Consider the following 16,748-nt stretch of genomic DNA (forward strand, 5'->3'; position numbering starts at 1 on the left):
GAGGGTTTGCGCTGCTGGTTATCCTTGGATCATCCGCATGCGGAGCAGCGGTTGGCTGGCTGCACCTTATCCCGCACCTTGGTTGAGGGCCGAGGAGGCCTCCCAGCAGCCTACTTCCCCGCCGCTACCGTGGCGTGAGTTCGCGCGTGTTCTTGGCCCAAGAGGGTGAGCCTGTAAGTCAGGCGGACCCTATGTCCTAGTTGGGGAGAGCTTTCATGCGCTAAGACGTAGCGACGCATATGATGAGCGTTTCCGGCGATCATCGCCGCTCATAACGCAGGCGGGTTGACCGGGCATGAAACAGCATCTTGCCATTGCCTTTCAGCGAGCCGCACCGGAAGAGTTGCAGGCTTGTTGGCAGCGCACGTTTGGTGAGATGCCAGCGCTCGCCGGTTCGAGTCAGGATCTCGCCCTGATTCTGGCCCACCATGTCTGCGAGACATGGTTCCAGCGCGGGTACGGCTACTTTCCCCTGGATCCCTGGCCGGCATTGCAGGCAGTCCAGAAACGTGACGTTTAAGAGAGAAGACCGGCCATTCCGGGGTGGTCCCCACGTTCCCGACGTTGACGTCAAGTCCCGCGTGGAGAGTAACTAGTTACCTGGCGATGCGGCCCCGCCGTTTGCGCTGGGGCGGGGCCGAACTCCCTATGCCGAAGGCGGACATCTCCGACTCGGCGAAGCTGCAGCGGGATGGTTAACCAAAGCTAAACACCGTACCCCACTCTGCCGATCCGAAGCGGGATGGCCAAAGAAAAACCCGCCGTAGGGCGGGCGCGTGCAATGCACGAGTGGGGTCGCGTCAACGGATGTTGATGCTGTGCCAAAATGCACCAGCTTGGCTTTAGTTCCCGGTCGATAAGAACTATCGCACCCACACGAGGGACATTCCTGTCATCACCAAGTCGACCGCGGCAGCAAAGCCAACCAGCAAGCGCATGTTGGCATCGTGACCACCCTGCGATCGTCCAATGTTGCCTCTGGATGATTCAGTCGCTTCGCGCACAACCACACGTTTTTTGCTCACGGTGAGGCCCCAAGTTTAAGTTAAAATCCTTATTTGATAAATATAGAATTTTCAGACGTCGGCGCTCGATGCGCACATTCCAGAAACACCGCCAAGCAGGCAAGATGAAATATTGCGTACCACATTGCGTTACCCCCTCGTTTTCTACATTCTTGCTTGATTAGAGGCTGCTGCTGATTCGCAGATGGTGCAACAGCTAAGACGAAGGGTAGTTGAACTGCGTATGCAGCTGGCAGATCGCTTTCCAAAATTTGTCCGCGAGCAAAAGATGTTGGTGATGAGCAAGGACCTTGAAGACGTCCGCATCGAGGCAACTGCGGCGGATCTCGTTCAGCAGCATGGACACCTTCCGCCCGAGGACTTCAGCACGAAAGTAGCGTTGCTTCTGGTGAGGCAGCCTGATCTCGACTGCGACGCGTTCACTGATCTCATTGTCCGGCTCTATGTTAAGCGCGCCAGTTCTTCAGCCTGCAATTGATCGTTTTGCTGCCTTGTAGCTGTAAAAAAACCCCGCAGCGGGGGCTTGCTGCGGGGCCGAGAAGAGCTGGAATGAACGTTCAGTCGTGCTGGCCAAATAACACGCAGCCGTGTCTAGAGTTCCGGGGGCCAGTATCCTCCCCAGAGCGGACAATGGCCTATCGGCCGCATCGGATTTTCGAGGAAGTCTGCCACTGTGGCCGCCACCGCTCCGCGCAGGAGTGGCCGGAGGGCTCGCAAGGCGGTAAGGCCCTCGATGCCCGCGCCCTTCTCGACAGTCTCCTCCCGGCCCGCCTGCACGACAATCTCATAGAGCGTCAACGCGGCCGCACGCTCGATGCTGGGCGGAAGCGTTTCAAGAGTGTCGAACGCTGCGTCGATCTCCTCCTGGATCGCATCCTCACGCCGGTTGCCCTTGCGATGCTCCCATTCGGCATTCTCTGTGCCGTCATTGCCCCTAGTCGGGGGCGCAATGCTCTGAGCTGGTTTGCAATAGGGGCGTTGACCGCCGTGTTCGGCTTAATCGCACTTCTAGCGCTGCCTAAGCTTCCAGAGGTAGGGGATCGACAATGAGGGGCCGAGCCGGGCTAGAGCCGGAAATCGCGCTGCAGGATCGATCAACGAGGCCCTGCACGAGCACGGCAAGCCGCTGGTCTAGTCGTTCAGACGAACTGGAAGTCCGAGGTGGAATTGAAGATGCGCAGGCGTACCGGCAAAGGAGCCTGGTATGCCGTAGTCCAAGTTTGGGAGCGGGTATCCGCAGGTGAGATGCGCGAGATCGACTCTGTTTCGGAGAGATGCCCCACCAAAACGGCCGCCGTTGAGAAGGCTCGTGAGTTGTTGAAGGCGAATGCGGATCGGCTCAGTGATTACATCGAAGTTACGGCTGAAATCTTGAGCGAACTCGAGTGGAGCGCTTGATTGACGGCCAGTTTCAAGGCAGCTGCCCCTCCCAGCCGAGGCAGCCCATGTCGTAACAAGGTTGGGGTAAGAATTAGGGTTTGAGGGATTCTGCTCAGAAATTCACTGTAAGAACAGAAACTTACGATAAATGATGGCGGAGACGGAGGGATTCGAACCCTCGATAGGTCTTTACAAACCTATAACGGTTTAGCAAACCGCCGCCTTCAGCCACTCGGCCACGTCTCCGGCGCGGGAAGCTCTAGGCGATCAGGGGCGGCGGGTCAACGGGTCGGATGAGGCGGGCTGCGCGAGGGCGCGCGGCCGGGATGGGAACGCCGGGATTCGGGCCGCCCGGGCCTGCTCGAAGCCGTGGCGGCGCGCGTGAGGCGGCGGCGTGCGGGGCCTGTCCGGTCGGCCGGGCCCGGTCCGCGATGTGCGGTCGCCCGGGGCGCGCGCCCTGCCCTTCCGGGCGATCCTTGCGCGGCGTCGGGGTCGTCGGCGGCCCTGCAAAGGGCGGCCGCAGCCGCTTAGTGCAGCGTCAGCCACATGCGGGCGGCGCGCTGGGCGTCGGCGATCTCGGCCGTGGTCATCTCGGCCGCGATCTCGGCGCGGAGCGGGATGGCGTCGCGGCAGCCGCGGGCGGCCGCGATGTTGAGCCACTTGTGGGCGGCGACGCGGTCGACTTCCACCGAACGGCCGGCGGCATACATCATGCCGAGCTCGAGGAAGGCGAGGCCGTCCATTTCGCCCGCCGCGATCGAGGCCATCTCGGCCGTGTTCATTTCAAAACGCGCCATGGTCCTGGTTCCCATTCGCTCCGCTTCTGCGGAGATCTTTTCGATTACTTCAGGCGTCCGTCTCGGTTCAGGAGCGTCGCCTTGAACACCTGCATTCCACCGCAATTTCTTCAAAAGCGAGCTAATAAGCACGATGAATCGGAGGTAATCGAAACGAAAACGAGCGGTAAATCTAAACCTTCATTTACCCCGTTCAGGCGCGAAAACCCAGGCTGCAAAACGAATCGCGTCGCGGATCCTGAAGCGCCCTGAAGGTTCACGTTCACGGATCCTTGACTCTGCGCGCAGCCGCCGTCGCGCTTGCCAGAACCGGACAGGGATGGATGATGGGCCCAACGGCGCATGCGACGCCGATGGGGAACCGCCAGATGGCTGAACACACAACCGCGCTCGCCAGGCCGATGCGCATCCTTGCCGCCGCCGCCTTGGCGGCCGGCCTGCTGGCTCCGGCGTCCGCCGCCGCGGCCGACGCGACCGGCACGTGGCTGCGCGCCACCGGCACGTCGCGGATCAAGATCACGCGCTGTGGGGGCGACGCCCTTTGCGGCTCGATCAGTTGGCTGAAGGACCCGACCGGTCCGGATGGCAAGCCCCGCACCGACGACCAGAACCCGGACGCGGGTCGCCGCACCCGCCCGCTGCTCGGGTTGCCGATCGTTCTCAACATGAAGCCGACCGGCAAGCCGGACCAATGGAAGGGCGAGGTCTACAAAGCCGACGAGGGCAAGACCTACACGGGCTTCCTGAGCGCCATCGACGCGCAGCATTTGAAGCTCGAGGGCTGCGTCATGGGCGGCATGATCTGCAAGGCCGAGACGCTGAAGCGCGTCGACTGAGCGGCTGCGGCGCGGGGTTTCCGCGCCGCGCTGCGCGCATTCTCAGCGGGCCTTCTGGCCGAACAGCACCGCCTGCGCGTCCTTGTCCTTGGAGAGGTCGACTTTCGCGCGCTCCTCGGCCAGCACCGCCATGCCGCGCACCACCGCCGGGCGCGCCATCACGGCCTCGAACCAGCGCTTCAGGTGTGGGAAGTCCTCGATGTTCTGGCCCTGCCGCTCCCAGCCGCGCACCCAGCCGACGCAGGCCATGTCGGCGATCGAGTAGGCGTCGGCGAGATACTCGCGTTCGGCGAGGCGCTTGTTCATCACGCCGTAGAGCCGGTTCACCTCGTTGGTGTAGCGCGTGATCGCATAAGGCACCTGCTCGGGCGCGTAGATGCGGAAATGGTGCGTCTGGCCCGCCATGGGGCCGAGCCCGCCCATCTGCCAGAACAGCCACTCTTCCACGGCCACGCGGGCGCGCTCGTCGGACGGGTAGAACTGCCCGGTCTTGCGGCCGAGATACTGGAGGATCGCGCCGGACTCGAACACCGAGATCGGCTCGCCGCCGGGGCCGTCATGATCGACGATGGCGGGCATGCGGTTGTTGGGGGCGATGGCGAGGAATTCGGGCTTGAACTGGTCGCCCTTGCCGATGTTCACCGGCCGCACCGTATAGGGCAAGGCCGTTTCCTCCAGCATGATGCTGATCTTCCAGCCGTTGGGCGTCGGCCAGTAGTAGAGATCGATCGGGGTCGCGGGCGCTGCGGACATGCGGATGGTCCTCAAGAAACAAGGAGCCGTCACGGTAAGCCGAAGCCGCGGCCGCCGGAAGACAGACGCGCTGCGCGGCTGGCGTGCGCCGCGCGGCCTGTCTCGCATCGCATCATTGATTTTCCGCAACTTCGCAGCCGGCTCTTGCGGCGCGCCCCGGATTGGGAGGATGCTGCAGGGCTTCGCGCCCGCCGGTGAGTCCGGGGGCGGCGCCGGGTTCCCGGCGCGGGCCAGTGCCCCGGACATGGGGAGTTCTTTTCCATGAAAACCAGCCTCATCGCAGCGCTTGCGGTTCTCCTGGCCGCAGCCGCCCCCGCGGCCGCCCAAACGGCCGCCAACCCGCTGAAGAAGCCCGCTCCCGCCGCGACCGCGCCTGCGGCGCCAGCCCCCGCTACGCCGGCCCCTACGGCCGCAGCCCCGGCGACCGAGAAGAAGCCGCCCTCCGAGGCGCAGATGGCCTCGCGCAACCGCATGAAGGAATGCGGCGCCGAGTGGCAGGCCGCCAAAAAGGCCGGCAAGACCGAGGGCAAGACCTGGCGCCAGTTCTCCAGCGAGTGCCTGAAGAAGAAGTGATCCCGGCGCCGCGCGCCATCCCGGAAGCCCCCGGCCCGGCCGGGGGCTTTTGCGTGGGACCTAGGCTGGGCCGAAGCGCTTCTTGAAGCCGAAATGCGTCTTGCCGTAGCCATGCCGCTCGTAGAAGCGGTGCGCGTCCACGCGGCGCATGCTGGACATGAGTTCCATCACGGCGGCGCCGCGTCGCCGCGCCTCCGCCTCCGCGAAGGCCAGCAGCCGGGCGCCGATGCCGCCCGAGCGCTGGTCCGCCCGCACCTGGACCGACCGCAGTTGCGCGTGCAGCGCCCCGCGCCCGGTAAGGCCGGGCAGGAAGCTGAGCAGAAACGTCCCCAGCACCTCCCCGCCCGCCTCCGCGACATACAGCGTGTGGTCGGGATGTCGGGCGATGGCCGCGAAGGCCCGCTCGTAATCGGTCCGCGAGTCGGGCGTCCAGGCGTCGCCGTGGGCGCCCAGGGCGTCCGCGCCGTGCAGGGCCACCACGGCCTCGAGGTCTGAGGCCGTGGCTTCGCGAATAAGGAGCTCCCGGCTCACGCAGCCTTGCTCTCTGCCGGCAGCAGCGCGGCCGGCTCGGCGAACCCCGGCAGCGCCCGGAAGCGCTCCACCCAGGCGACGACGTTCGGGTAAGGCGCGAGATCGACGCCCGCGTCGCCGGCGTAGTGAACCACCCCATACACATCGATGTCCGCGATAGTCGGGCCCTCGCCGACCAGCCAGGAACGTCCCGCGAGCGCGTTGTCGAGGAACTTCAGCGCCGCGCCGGCTTCGCCGACATACATCGCCACGGTGGCGTCATCCAGCGTGCGGAAGCCGGCCTTGGCGCCGCGGACCCGGTAGATCGGCGCCGCGAGCTTGTCCCACACCCAGAACATCCACTCGCGCGCGGCGACACGCTCGTCCAGCGTCGCGCCGCCGAGCTTGCCGGTCTTGTCGGCAATGTATTCCAGGATGGAGGCCGACTGGCACAGGTTGCGGCCGTTGGAGTTGTCCGTCAGGCACGGCACCTGGCCGAAGCGGTTCATGGCCATGAACTCCGGCGTCTTGTGCTCGCCGGCGCGCAGGTTCACGTGCGTGTAGTCGAAGGGCTCGCCGGCCAGCGCCAGCGCGAGGCCGACCTTGTAGGTGGGGCCGGACAGAAAGATGCCGTGGAGGGTATAGCGCGCAGTCATGGGACGTCCTCGTGCCTGCCAGATGGGCAGCGGCGGGAGACTACAGCTTGGCGGGGCCGCCGCAAGGCGCAATGGCGGCCGAAAGGCCGCCGTGGAGCATCCTCCGCGGTTGACTTCGCGCCCGCGCTCACCACCTCTGCGCCGAGATCGCAGCCTGCATGCGGTTCGACGGGACGCCTCCCTTTCGTTGATCCATGCCCCGGGAGACGCGCCGCTTGAACGTGCCTGATTTCGTCGAGCCCATCCTGGCTTTCCTGCGGACGCACGAGGGCTGGGTCATTCCGATCGTGTTCGCGCTGGCGTTTGGAGAATCGCTCGCCTTCGTGTCGTTGCTCATCCCCGCCACCGTGATCCTGTGGGGCATCGGCGTCATGGTGGGGGCGAGCGGCATCGCGTTCCTGCCCATTTGGTTCGCGGCGGCGCTTGGCGCGGCGCTGGGCGACTGGCTGTCCTACTGGCTCGGCTACCACTATCACGAGCCCATCTCGCGCATGTGGCCGCTCAACAAGCACCCGGACCTGCTGCCGCGCGGCCATGCGGCGTTCCAGAAATGGGGCTGGGCAGGCGTGTTCTTTGGCCGGTTCCTCGGCCCGCTGCGCGCCGCCGTGCCGCTGGTGGCGGGCGCCTGCCAGATGCCGCAATGGAGTTTCCAGCTCGCCAACTGGCTGTCCGCGTCCGCGTGGGCCACGTGGACGCTGGGCGCCGGGGCATTCGGCGTGGAGGCGCTGCAAAAGTGGTTCTAGGGGGCTCTCCGCAGCGGCTGACCCCGCTTGCGCTCGCCGCCGTCTTTGTTGCGGCGCTTCCGCTGTCGTATTTTGGCGCCCACGACCGCCTGACCTGGTGGCTCGAGACCATTCCGGCTCTGATCGCCTTCCCGTTGCTGGCGCTGACTCGAAAGCGCTGGCCGTTGTCGGGTCTGCTGTACCTGCTGATCCTGGCGCATGCGCTGATCTTGCTGGTCGGAGGCCATTACACCTACGCGCTGGTCCCAGCCGGGGACTGGGTCCGTGACTGGGTCGGCGGAGCCCGCAACAACTATGACAAGCTCGGACACTTCGCCCAAGGCTTCGTGCCGGCGATCCTGACGCGCGAGCTGCTGGTGCGCTACTCGCCTTTCAGGCAGGCGCCCCGGAGCGCGTTCCTGCCCATTCTTATGGTCGCGGGGCCGCTCGCGTTCAGCGCACTCTACGAGATCATCGAGTGGCGCGTCGCGGTCGCCACCGGCGAAGCCGCGGATGCGTTTCTGGGAACCCAGGGCGATGTCTGGGACACGCAGTCGGACATGCTGATGGCGCTGATCGGCGCGCTCTGCGCGATGATCCTGATCCCGCTGCACGACCGCTCCCTCCGACGGCTGCAGCCGCCCGAGCGAGCGTAACTCTCAAATCCCGAGCTTCGCCTTCAGGATGTCGTTCACGGCCTGCGGGTTGGCCTTGCCGCCCGACTGCTTCATCACCTGACCGACGAACCAGCCGATCATGGTGGGCTTGGCCTGCGCCTGCGCAACCTTGTCCGGGTTGGCGGCGATCACGGCGTCCACGGCCGCCTCGATCGCCCCCGTGTCGGTGACCTGCTTCATGCCGCGGCTCTCGACGAGCTCGCGCGGGTCGCCGCCCTCGGTCCAGACGATCTCGAACAGGTCCTTGGCGATCTTGCCCGAGATGACGCCCTCGCCGATCAGGTCCACGATGCCGCCGAGCTGCGCCGGCGACACCGGCGAGGTCGTGACGTCCTTGCCTTCCTTGTTGAGCCGGCCGAAGAGCTCGTTGATCACCCAGTTCGCCGCAGCCTTGCCGTCGCGTCCCTTGGCGACCGCCTCGAAATAGGCGGCCTGCTCCTGCTCGGCCACCAGCACGCCGGCGTCATAGGGCGAAAGCCCGTAATCGGCGATGAAACGCGCCTTCTTGGCGTCGGGCAGCTCCGGCAGGTGCTGCGCCAGGGCGTCCACATAGGCCTGGTCGAACTCCAGGGGTAAAAGGTCCGGATCCGGGAAGTAGCGATAGTCGTGCGCCTCCTCCTTGGAGCGCATCGAACGCGTCTCCCCCCGGCTCGGGTCGAAGAGGCGCGTCTCCTGGTCGATGGCGCCGCCATCCTCCAGGATGCCGATCTGCCGGCGCGCCTCGGTCTCGATGGCCTGCCCGATGAAGCGGATCGAGTTCACGTTCTTGATCTCGCAGCGCGTGCCGAACGGCTCGCCCGGCCGCCGCACCGACACGTTCACGTCGGCTCGCAGGCTCCCCTTTTCCATGTCGCCGTCGCAGGTGCCGAGATAGCGCAGGATGGTCCGCAGCTTGGTCACATAGGCGCGCGCCTCTTCCGACGAGCGGATGTCGGGCTTCGACACGATCTCCATCAGCGCCACGCCAGAGCGGTTCAGGTCCACGAAGCTCATGGTCGGATGCTGGTCGTGAAGCGACTTGCCGGCGTCCTGCTCAAGGTGCAGGCGCTCGATGCCGACCGTGATCTGCCCGCCGCTCTCCGGCAGGTCCACCACCACCTCGCCCTCGCCCACGATCGGGCTCTTGTACTGGCTGATCTGGTAGCCCTGCGGCAGGTCCGGGTAGAAGTAGTTCTTGCGGTCGAAGGTGGAGCGCAGGTTCACCTGCGCCTTCAGCCCCAGCCCGGTGCGGATCGCCTGCTTGACGCATTCCTCGTTGATCACCGGCAGCATGCCCGGCATCGCGGCGTCCACCAGCGAGACGTGGTCGTTCGGCTCGCCGCCGAACTCGGTCGAGGCGCCCGAGAACAGCTTCGACTTCGACGTCACCTGCGCGTGAATCTCCATCCCGACCACGATTTCCCAATCCCCGGTCGCGCCCTTGATGAGCTTCTTGGGGTCGAGCGTGCGGCTGTCGACGATGGCGTTCATCGGATGATCTCTCGTGTCGGACGGGCCATGAGGCCGAACCCCGCTTTTCATGTCTCAGGCGCGCGGGGTCAAGGGGGCGAAGGGCCAACGGGGTTCAACGGGAGCGCGGCTACGCAGCCTGATTCCCTCCACCGTCATCCCCGGGCTTGCCCCGGGGATCCACGCGCTGGTCGAAGGCGTGGATGGCCGGGACAAGCCCGGCCACGACGGCAAGACTATTTCACCGCCCGCTCGCCCGCCTTGCCCCATATCCCACCACGGCCCAGGCCACCCCGGCGAAGAACCGCGCCAGCGCGTGCGCGCCGCCGAAGAAGTAGCCGCCCTCGAACCAGCTCACTCCGACGAAGCGCAGCAGGAAGCTCACCGCCACGGCGGCGATCACGGCCGCAAACCCGGCCAGCAGCAGCTTGGCGGCCTGGTCGGCCTTCCAGCCGATCCACAGCCCGACCGCGATCACGACCGGGTCGACGAAGGCGAGCAGCACCACCCAGCGATAGGGTTCGAGGTCCTGCCAGAAATGCGGAGGCATCCGTGTGTCCTGTTCTCAAGGCGAGGGTGGGTAGAGGGGCCGAAACCATACTCCCATCATTGCCAGCCGGAGACGAAGCCTTGAAGTCCGGCGCTAGACTGGATTGCTTCGCCTTCGGCTCGCAATTGACGGCGAGCAATTGCATCACTGCATTCTGGTCTACCGCGCGGCGAGCCGCCGGCCCGCGGCGCCGAACATCCAGCCCAGAACGCCGGCGGCTACGGCCATCACGGCCGTCGTGACCGGCTGGGCGTCAGCGTCACCGCGCAGGGACTGCACGACGAGCAGCAGAAGCAGCAGCCCCGCCGTGAGCCAGAGAAGCCATTGCAGCACGGTCAGGCACGCGGAAGCGACGGCCGTGCTGAACACGGCTCACCACCACGCGTCGGGAAGCCGGGTCCGTCCCGCCGCCTGCTCGATCACCTCGGCCACGGAAAACAGCGTCTCCTCGTCGAATGGCCGGCCGATGAGCTGCAACCCCAGCGGCAGCCCTTCGGACGAGAGCCCCGCCGGCACCGCGATGCCGGGCAGGCCGGCCATGTTCACCGTCACGGTGAAGACGTCGTTGAGGTACATTTCCACCGGGTCCGCCCCGCCCTTCTCGCCGATGCCGAAGGCGGCCGAGGGCGTCGCGGGCGTCAGGATGGCGTGCACGCCCTGGGCGTAGACCTCCTCGAAGTCGCGCTTGATCAGCGTGCGGATCTTCTGCGCCTTGACGTAGTAGGCGTCGTAGTAGCCGGCCGAGAGCACATAGGCGCCGATCATGATGCGTCGGCGCACTTCCTTGCCGAAGCCCGCCGCGCGGGTCTTCTCGTACATCTCCTGGATGTCCTTGCCGGGCACGCGCAGGCCGTAGCGCACGCCGTCATAGCGCGCGAGGTTGGACGAGGCCTCGGCCGGCGCGACGATGTAGTAGGCCGGCAGGGCGTATTTCGTGTGCGGCAGCGACACGTCGACGAGCTCCGCGCCCGCCGCCTTCAGCCACTCCGCGCCCTTGCCCCAGAGCGCCTCGATCTCGGCCGGCATGCCGTCGACCCGGTATTCCTTGGGAATGCCGATCTTCATGCCCTTGATGGAGCGCCCCACCGCCGCCTCGTAGTCCGGCACCGCGATGTCAACCGAGGTCGTGTCCTTGGGGTCGTGCCCCGCCATGGAGCGCAGCAGGATGGCGTTGTCGCGCACCGTGCGGGCGATCGGCCCGGCCTGGTCGAGCGACGACGCGAAGGCCACGATGCCCCAGCGCGAGCAGCGGCCATAGGTGGGCTTGATCCCGACCGTGCCGGTGAAGGCGGCCGGCTGGCGGATGGAGCCGCCCGTGTCGGTCGCGGTGGCGCCCAGGCAGAGCCGCGCGGCCACCGCCGAGGACGAGCCGCCGGACGAGCCGCCCGGCACCAGCGCGGCGTTGGAGCCCTCGCGCCGCCAGGGCGAGCTCACCGGCCCGAAGGCTGATGTCTCGTTGGACGAGCCCATCGCGAACTCGTCGTTGTTGAGCTTGCCCAGCATCACTGCGCCGTCGCGCCACAACTGCGACGTGACGGTCGACTCGTAGGCCGGCACGAAGTTGCAGAGGATGTTGGAGCCCGCCGTCGTGCGCACGCCCTTGGTGGCGTAGAGGTCCTTGATGCCGAGCGGCAGGCCCTCGAGCGCCCCGCCCTGCCCTCTCGCGAGCTTCTCGTCCGAGGCCTTCGCCATCGCGAGCGCCTGCTCGGGCGTCTCCAGCACGTAGGCGTTGAGGCCGCGGGCTGCCTCCATGGCCTTCAGGAAGGCGCCGGTGATTTCCGTGGAGGACGCCTGCTTCGCCTTCAGGGCGTCGCGGGCCTCGGCGAGGGTGAGGTCGGTGAGGTCGGTCATGGCTGAACTCTGGTTCTCCCGCGCTGAACCGCGCAGGTCGCCGCAGTGCGGCGGAAGGGCGAAGGTTACTCGACCACCTTGGGGACCATGAAATAATGGTCTTCGGTCATGGGCGCGTTGCCGACGATGATGTCGGCGATGCCGCCGTCCGTCACCGCGTCCTGCCGCTTCTTCATCACCATGGGGGTCACGGACGTCATCGGCTCGACGCCCGACACGTCGACCTCGTCGAGTTGCTCCACGAAGGCCAGGATGGCGTTCAGCTCGCCCTGGAGGTGCGGCACCTCCTCCTCGGTGACGGCCACCCGCGCAAGATGCGCGATGCGCCGGACGGTCGCCTGGTCGACGGACATTCTGACCTCTTGAAAATCGAGCAGCCGAGCCCCCGCCCGGCCGCAGCGCGTTCTATCCCGCACGCCTCCCAGCCGCAACAGGGGCGACGAGCGCACCCCGCGACACAGCCGCAACAGGCCCCCTCTCCCCAAGACGGGGAGAAGGCTGGGGTGAGGGTTGGCCGGGCCTGCTCCCCTCATCCGGCGCTTCGCGCTGCGTTTTCCCCCTGGCGGGGAGAAGGACGAACGGCGTTCCGGCGTTATCGCCTCACACCTCCACCGCAACGCCCTTCTCGGGCACGAGCACCTTCGCCCCACCCACCATCGCGGCCACGAACTTGTCCGCGTTGGCGTCCACGATGCCGAACGAGCCGTAGTGGCACGGGATCACGGTCTCGAACTGAAAGAACCGCTTGCACGCCAGCGCCGCCGAGGCCGCCCCCATGGTGAAGCGGTCGCCGATGGGCACGAGGCCCACCTTGGGCGCGTAGATCTCGTTGATCAGCGCCATGTCGCCGAAAATGTCAGTGTCGCCCATGTGGTAGACGGTAGGTTCGCCCGCCGCCCGCACAATGACGCCGTTGGGACTGCCGAGCGGGAAGCCGACGCCGGCCTCCACCAACCCGGCCGAGTGGTCGGCCCGCACCAGAGACACCTGGAAGCCGCCGGCGTCGATCGTGCCGCCGGTGTTCATGGGGTCGAACTTCTCCACGCCCTGCGAGGCCAGGTACATGCACAGGTCGTAGTTGGTGACCACCTTGGCGCCGGTCTCCTTGGCGATCGCAACCGTGTCCCCGATGTGGTCGCCGTGCCCGTGCGTCACCAGGATGTGCGTCACGCCCGCCACCGCGGCGGCGCGATCGGTCGTGAAGGCCGGATTGCCGGTGAAGAACGGGTCGATCAGCACGGCCTTGCCGGCGAAGTCGAGCCGGAAGGCGGAATGGCCAAACCAGGTGATCTTCATAGGGGTCTCTCCTCGCATGCGACAGGCTGGCGTCGAATGTAGCGGCGGCCGGGCCAGCGGCAATGCGCGGCGCTTGCCCGTTGCGGCGCGAGGGCCCATGAAGACGCATGATCGCGCCCGACGCCGACCTTTCGCCGATTCTCGCTTTACCCCGCCACGCGCGCCTGATCGGCATGGATCTGGGAACCAAGACGATCGGCCTTGCGCTGTCAGACGTCGAGCGCCGCATCGCGACGCCGCTGGAAACCATCCGCCGCACCAAGTTCAAGGCCGACGCCACCGCGCTGCTCGCGCATGCGACGAAGCACGCCGTGGGAGCGCTGGTGCTCGGCATGCCGTTGAACATGGACGGCACCGAAGGTCCGCGCGTCCAGAGCACCCGCGCCTTCGCGCGCAACCTGGCCGCGATGACGCCGCTGCCGATCGTCTACTGGGACGAGCGGCTCTCCACGGCCGCCGTCACGCGGACGCTGATCGCGGCGGACGCCTCCCGGGCCCGCCGCGACGAAGTGGTGGATAAGCTGGCCGCCGCCTACATCCTGCAGGGCCTGCTGGACCGGCTGGCCGCGATCGGGCGCAAAGCCCAGGACGACGCCGACCGGGCCTGATCGAGGCCCCTCACTGGCGCGTGTGGCGATCGAGCATTTCCTGCCGAGCCCGAAACTCGTTCCAGTGGCGATGAGGGGGCCGCCAGCCGGGGTTCCCGCGGGGCTGTCCGCCGTCCCACCCGCGGTGAACGGGCGACGGCGCAAACATCACGCGAGGCTGGTAGACGGGCCTCGGCGCATAGACCGGCGCAGGCTCATAGACGACCTCCGGTCCGTCCACGTATTCGGGCTCGGGAACAGGGCTCCGACGATAGCCATAGGCGGGTGCGTAGCCATAGAGTGGATCCCGCTCCACGGAGTCGTAGGACCGTGACCGGTTTGACGACGCAATGGCGGCCCCGATGCCGATGGCCGCGATCCCCGCGATGGCGGCCAGCGCAGCGCCGTTGCCGCCCCGGTTGCGGCGGTACGGCGCGGGGCCGTGATGATAGCCGGCCGAATAGCCGGGCCGCCGGGGTCGCGCTTCCGCTGATGGCGCCAATGCGGCCACCATTGCGAGCGAGAGGCAGCCGCCCAGCACCGACCGAACCAGCCGCGACCGCATTCCCAAAACCGACATCGTCATCTCCACGCGGGTCTCACGCAGCCCGCGACGATAGAAATGACGGTTCTCAAGTGAATGCATGCTGAATGCTTGATGGCCCAATTAGGGCGTGAATCACGGCCGGTCGGGCGAAGCACGACTCAAGGCGGCCTGTTTTGCAGCGTTTACGTTTGGTTGAGCTCTCTGCAATCAGCCCAACGGTCTGGTTGCATTTAGCTATCGGCCAACCCTGATGCGCAAATTGCAACCCATAAGACGCAACATCGCTCTATACATTTACCAAATGATGGGGCATCGTTTGATCACGTGCTACCGAACGGCGGCCGAATCGGCCTTGAGCATCGAGCCCCAAGGGAGCCAGTCATGCCCGCTCTGAAATCCCAGACCATTCCCTTCGGGGCGTCCATTCCGGCCAATGGCCGCGCCCGGGGCTTCACGCCCGCCCCGCAGGAGCCGGCCGCGACCGAGGACATCGCCCGCTACATCGCCCAGATGACCACCGAGATGGCCGTGATCGCCCGGTCGGCCAACCTGGACCTGCTGGCCTATTTCCTCGAGATGGCGAACATCGAGGCCAATGTCACGGCTCGTCGCAACGCTGCGGCGGCGCCGTCCTGAGCGCGGCCTCGGCGGGCCGGAGCGACAGCATCCCCGCTCCGTGCCTCTCGATCCGGCCCGCGACCTCCAGATCCAACAGGGCCGACCGCACTGTCGCGACCGGCAAACCCGACGAACGCACGAGAAGGTCCATCCCGACCGGGCTCGTCCCGAGCAGCGCTTCGATCCGCTTCATGGGGTCGGCGGGCTCCGCGTCGTCCGGAGGGCCGGACGCCCGCTCCTCGAACGAATAGCCCTGCACAGGCGCGGTCGGGGTGGGCGGCGCATCCCCGAACAGGTCGAGCTCGTCCCAGAGCTGTTCCTGGTCGACGCTGTCCTTGCCGCCGTCCCGCATCTGATTGGCGCCGGGCTCTGCCGCGATCAGCGGTTGCAGCGCCGCGATGACGTCCTCGGCCCCGGTCGTAAACGTAGCGCCCTGTTTCAGGAGATCGTTGGTTCCCGCCGCGCGCGGGTCCAGCGGCGAGCCCGGGATCGCGAACACCTCCCTGCCCTGCTCCAGTGCGAAGCGCGCCGTGATCAGCGAGCCGGATTTCCGCGCCGCCTCCACCACCACGACGCCCAGCGACATGCCGGACACGATGCGGTTGCGGCGGGGGAAATCGCGCCCGCGCGGCTCCCAGCCGAGAGGCATCTCGGACACCGCAGCGCCGCGCTCCACCATGCGCTCCAGCATGGCCGTGTGCTCGGCCGGGTAGATGCGATCATGCCCGCCCGCCAGCACCGCGACCGTGCCGGACGCGAGCGTGGCCTCATGCGCGCGGGCGTCGATCCCGCGCGCCAGCCCGCTCACCACCGTGAAGCCCGCGCCCGCAAGCTCATGCGCCATGCGGATCGCGAGCTGCTGCCCGGTCGCGGAGGCGTTGCGGGAACCCACGATGGCGACGCACGGGCGCAGCAGCGCCTCCGCGCGCCCGCGCACGCACAGGATCGGAGGCGCGGTGTCGATCGCGCGCAGCGCGGTCGGGTAGTCGGGCTCGCCCGACGCGACGAAGCGCGCGCCAAGGCGCCGCGCGGCGTCCCACTCGCGCTCGGCCTCGGCCTGCGTGCAGATCCGCACGGCCTTCGCGCCGCGGCTGCGCGCCAGGTCCGGCAGTCCCCGCAACGCCGCCCCCGCGCTGCCGAAATGGTTGATCAGGGCCCTGAAGGTGCGCGGGCCGATGTTTTCAGAGCGGATCAGGCGCAGCCAGTCGAACCGTTGCTGGTCGGTGAGCGCCGGTGCGGGTCGTCCGCCCTCCAGGCTCATCCCTTGCTCCCGATGCGGCCTTCGGTTCCGGCCAGGAGCCGGCGGATGTTCGCCTCGTGCTTCCACCACAGCAGCGCGACCAGAACCGCATAGACCAGCGCGGCCTCGCGCTGTCCGGCCCAGGCCATCCAGGCGGGAGCGGACGCGCTGGCGAGCAGCGCGGAGGCGGAGGAGTATTTCGTGGCCAGCGCGCAGCCGAGCCAGAGGGCCGCGAAGAGCAGCGCCGGAACCCAGCCGACCGGCGTCGCCGCCAGCCCGATCAGGCCGCCCAGAAAGGTGGCGACGCCCTTGCCGCCCTTGAAGCCCAGCCACACCGGCGCGACGTGGCCCAGAAAGGCGCCGGCCGCGGCCGCCAGGGCGGGCTCCAACCCCCACCGCGCCGCGATCACCACCGCGAGCGTGCCTTTCAGCGCGTCTCCGAGCAGCGTTGCGGCCGCCAGTCCCTTCCGGCCGGTGCGCAGCACGTTGGTGGCGCCGATGTTCCCGGAGCCGATGGAGCGAATGTCCTGCGTCCCGGCGACGCGCGTGATGAGGAGGCCGAACGGGATGGAGCCGAGCGCGTAGCCGAGGACGAGAAAGACGAGGAGGAGCATGAAAAATTCGCCGCGGCGGGTTGGTGGCTCAACAGTCGCGCCCGCGGCCGCCTCCGTCAATGCGCGC

The 16,748-nt window shown here is 67.1% G+C and carries 22 protein-coding genes and 1 tRNA gene; 9 read left to right on the forward strand and 14 right to left on the reverse strand.

What is annotated here, in order from left to right; genetic code table 11:
- Positions 1–295 precede the first annotated feature (295 nt).
- The 3 genes from IEV99_RS15550 (at position 296) to IEV99_RS15560 (ending at position 2,423) form a co-directional block, all read left to right on the forward strand.
- Positions 296–520 carry a hypothetical protein gene (locus IEV99_RS15550; protein WP_188518664.1) on the forward strand — a complete coding sequence of 75 codons (225 nt, stop codon included), beginning with the start codon at positions 296–298 and terminating at the stop codon, positions 518–520.
- A gap of 728 nt (positions 521–1,248) precedes the next feature.
- Positions 1,249–1,503 (forward strand): hypothetical protein, encoded by a 255-nt coding sequence (locus IEV99_RS15555; RefSeq protein ID WP_188518665.1) that lies wholly within the window; start codon positions 1,249–1,251, stop codon positions 1,501–1,503.
- A gap of 683 nt (positions 1,504–2,186) precedes the next feature.
- Positions 2,187–2,423 (forward strand): hypothetical protein, encoded by a 237-nt coding sequence (locus tag IEV99_RS15560; RefSeq protein WP_188518666.1) that lies wholly within the window; start codon positions 2,187–2,189, stop codon positions 2,421–2,423.
- A gap of 134 nt (positions 2,424–2,557) precedes the next feature.
- Here IEV99_RS15560 and IEV99_RS15565 read toward each other — a convergent pair.
- Together IEV99_RS15565 and IEV99_RS15570 are read right to left on the reverse strand one after the other, a co-directional pair.
- Positions 2,558–2,651 (reverse strand) — tRNA-Ser (locus IEV99_RS15565).
- Between the two features lie 281 nt (positions 2,652–2,932).
- Complete coding sequence (locus tag IEV99_RS15570; protein WP_188518667.1) at positions 2,933–3,202, reverse strand: SEL1-like repeat protein; 270 nt, start codon at positions 3,200–3,202, stop codon at positions 2,933–2,935.
- A 368-nt stretch (positions 3,203–3,570) separates the two neighbouring features.
- Here IEV99_RS15570 and IEV99_RS15575 point away from each other — a divergent pair, with 368 nt between their 5' ends.
- Entirely contained in the window at positions 3,571–4,038 is a 468-nt protein-coding gene (locus IEV99_RS15575) for a DUF2147 domain-containing protein (RefSeq protein ID WP_210318666.1), read from the forward strand.
- A gap of 42 nt (positions 4,039–4,080) precedes the next feature.
- On the opposite strand, the gene IEV99_RS15580 is transcribed toward IEV99_RS15575, so the two are convergent.
- Positions 4,081–4,791 carry a glutathione S-transferase N-terminal domain-containing protein gene (locus IEV99_RS15580; RefSeq protein WP_188518668.1) on the reverse strand — a complete coding sequence of 237 codons (711 nt, stop codon included), beginning with the start codon at positions 4,789–4,791 and terminating at the stop codon, positions 4,081–4,083.
- A 261-nt stretch (positions 4,792–5,052) separates the two neighbouring features.
- On the opposite strand from IEV99_RS15580, the gene IEV99_RS15585 reads away from it, so the two are divergent.
- Complete coding sequence (locus IEV99_RS15585) at positions 5,053–5,364, forward strand: hypothetical protein (protein ID WP_188518669.1); 312 nt, start codon at positions 5,053–5,055, stop codon at positions 5,362–5,364.
- A 60-nt stretch (positions 5,365–5,424) separates the two neighbouring features.
- Here IEV99_RS15585 and IEV99_RS15590 read toward each other — a convergent pair whose 3' ends face one another.
- Both IEV99_RS15590 and IEV99_RS15595 read right to left on the reverse strand, forming a co-directional pair.
- On the reverse strand, positions 5,425–5,895 hold the full coding sequence (locus tag IEV99_RS15590; RefSeq protein WP_188518670.1) for a GNAT family N-acetyltransferase: 471 nt from the start codon (positions 5,893–5,895) through the stop codon (positions 5,425–5,427).
- On the reverse strand, positions 5,892–6,530 hold the full coding sequence (locus IEV99_RS15595) for a glutathione S-transferase family protein (RefSeq protein ID WP_188518671.1): 639 nt from the start codon (positions 6,528–6,530) through the stop codon (positions 5,892–5,894). Before IEV99_RS15595 ends, IEV99_RS15590 begins: the two co-directional genes overlap by 4 nt.
- A 221-nt stretch (positions 6,531–6,751) precedes the next feature.
- Here IEV99_RS15595 and IEV99_RS15600 point away from each other — a divergent pair, with 221 nt between their 5' ends.
- Both IEV99_RS15600 and IEV99_RS15605 read left to right on the forward strand, forming a co-directional pair.
- Positions 6,752–7,273, forward strand: a complete 522-nt coding sequence (locus IEV99_RS15600; RefSeq protein WP_371875810.1) for a DedA family protein — start codon at positions 6,752–6,754, stop codon at positions 7,271–7,273.
- Positions 7,264–7,908 (forward strand): DUF2238 domain-containing protein, encoded by a 645-nt coding sequence (locus IEV99_RS15605; RefSeq protein ID WP_210318667.1) that lies wholly within the window; start codon positions 7,264–7,266, stop codon positions 7,906–7,908. The genes IEV99_RS15600 and IEV99_RS15605 overlap by 10 nt, the downstream gene beginning before the upstream one ends.
- Positions 7,909–7,911: 3 nt before the next feature.
- Here the strand turns inward: IEV99_RS15605 and gatB are convergent, their stop codons facing one another.
- The 6 genes from gatB to IEV99_RS15635 all read right to left on the reverse strand — a co-directional run bounded on the left by gatB (position 7,912) and on the right by IEV99_RS15635 (position 13,075).
- Complete coding sequence (gene gatB, locus IEV99_RS15610; protein WP_188518674.1) at positions 7,912–9,399, reverse strand: Asp-tRNA(Asn)/Glu-tRNA(Gln) amidotransferase subunit GatB; 1,488 nt, start codon at positions 9,397–9,399, stop codon at positions 7,912–7,914.
- 220 nt (positions 9,400–9,619) lie between these two features.
- Complete coding sequence (locus IEV99_RS15615) at positions 9,620–9,928, reverse strand: hypothetical protein (protein WP_188518675.1); 309 nt, start codon at positions 9,926–9,928, stop codon at positions 9,620–9,622.
- Positions 9,929–10,087: 159 nt separating this feature from the next.
- Entirely contained in the window at positions 10,088–10,297 is a 210-nt protein-coding gene (locus tag IEV99_RS15620; protein WP_188518676.1) for a hypothetical protein, read from the reverse strand.
- A 3-nt stretch (positions 10,298–10,300) separates the two neighbouring features.
- Positions 10,301–11,779 (reverse strand): Asp-tRNA(Asn)/Glu-tRNA(Gln) amidotransferase subunit GatA, encoded by a 1,479-nt coding sequence (gene gatA, locus IEV99_RS15625; protein ID WP_188518677.1) that lies wholly within the window; start codon positions 11,777–11,779, stop codon positions 10,301–10,303.
- 65 nt (positions 11,780–11,844) lie between these two features.
- The gene (gene gatC, locus IEV99_RS15630) at positions 11,845–12,132 is read right to left on the reverse strand and encodes an Asp-tRNA(Asn)/Glu-tRNA(Gln) amidotransferase subunit GatC (RefSeq protein ID WP_188518678.1); all 288 of its coding nucleotides are present in this window, start codon (positions 12,130–12,132) and stop codon (positions 11,845–11,847) included.
- 247 nt (positions 12,133–12,379) lie between these two features.
- Complete coding sequence (locus IEV99_RS15635) at positions 12,380–13,075, reverse strand: metal-dependent hydrolase (RefSeq protein ID WP_188518679.1); 696 nt, start codon at positions 13,073–13,075, stop codon at positions 12,380–12,382.
- A 107-nt stretch (positions 13,076–13,182) separates the two neighbouring features.
- On the opposite strand from IEV99_RS15635, the gene ruvX reads away from it, so the two are divergent.
- Positions 13,183–13,683, forward strand: a complete 501-nt coding sequence (gene ruvX, locus IEV99_RS15640; RefSeq protein WP_188518680.1) for a Holliday junction resolvase RuvX — start codon at positions 13,183–13,185, stop codon at positions 13,681–13,683.
- Positions 13,684–13,693: 10 nt separating this feature from the next.
- Here ruvX and IEV99_RS15645 read toward each other — a convergent pair whose 3' ends face one another.
- Positions 13,694–14,242 (reverse strand): hypothetical protein, encoded by a 549-nt coding sequence (locus IEV99_RS15645; protein ID WP_188518681.1) that lies wholly within the window; start codon positions 14,240–14,242, stop codon positions 13,694–13,696.
- Between the two features lie 348 nt (positions 14,243–14,590).
- Between IEV99_RS15645 and IEV99_RS15650 the strand changes: the two genes are divergently transcribed.
- Positions 14,591–14,845 (forward strand): hypothetical protein, encoded by a 255-nt coding sequence (locus IEV99_RS15650; RefSeq protein WP_188518682.1) that lies wholly within the window; start codon positions 14,591–14,593, stop codon positions 14,843–14,845.
- On the opposite strand, the gene dprA is transcribed toward IEV99_RS15650, so the two are convergent.
- Together dprA and plsY are read right to left on the reverse strand one after the other, a co-directional pair.
- Positions 14,808–16,088 carry a DNA-processing protein DprA gene (dprA, locus tag IEV99_RS15655; RefSeq protein ID WP_188518683.1) on the reverse strand — a complete coding sequence of 427 codons (1,281 nt, stop codon included), beginning with the start codon at positions 16,086–16,088 and terminating at the stop codon, positions 14,808–14,810. The two genes, IEV99_RS15650 and dprA, sit on opposite strands and share 38 nt — an antisense overlap.
- The gene (plsY, locus tag IEV99_RS15660; protein ID WP_188518684.1) at positions 16,085–16,681 is read right to left on the reverse strand and encodes a glycerol-3-phosphate 1-O-acyltransferase PlsY; all 597 of its coding nucleotides are present in this window, start codon (positions 16,679–16,681) and stop codon (positions 16,085–16,087) included. The genes dprA and plsY overlap by 4 nt, the downstream gene beginning before the upstream one ends.
- Between the last annotated feature and the right edge of the window lie 67 nt (positions 16,682–16,748).

Origin of the sequence: Alsobacter metallidurans (assembly GCF_014636935.1) — a bacterium.
Classification (GTDB): Bacteria; Pseudomonadota; Alphaproteobacteria; order Rhizobiales; family Beijerinckiaceae; genus Alsobacter; species Alsobacter metallidurans.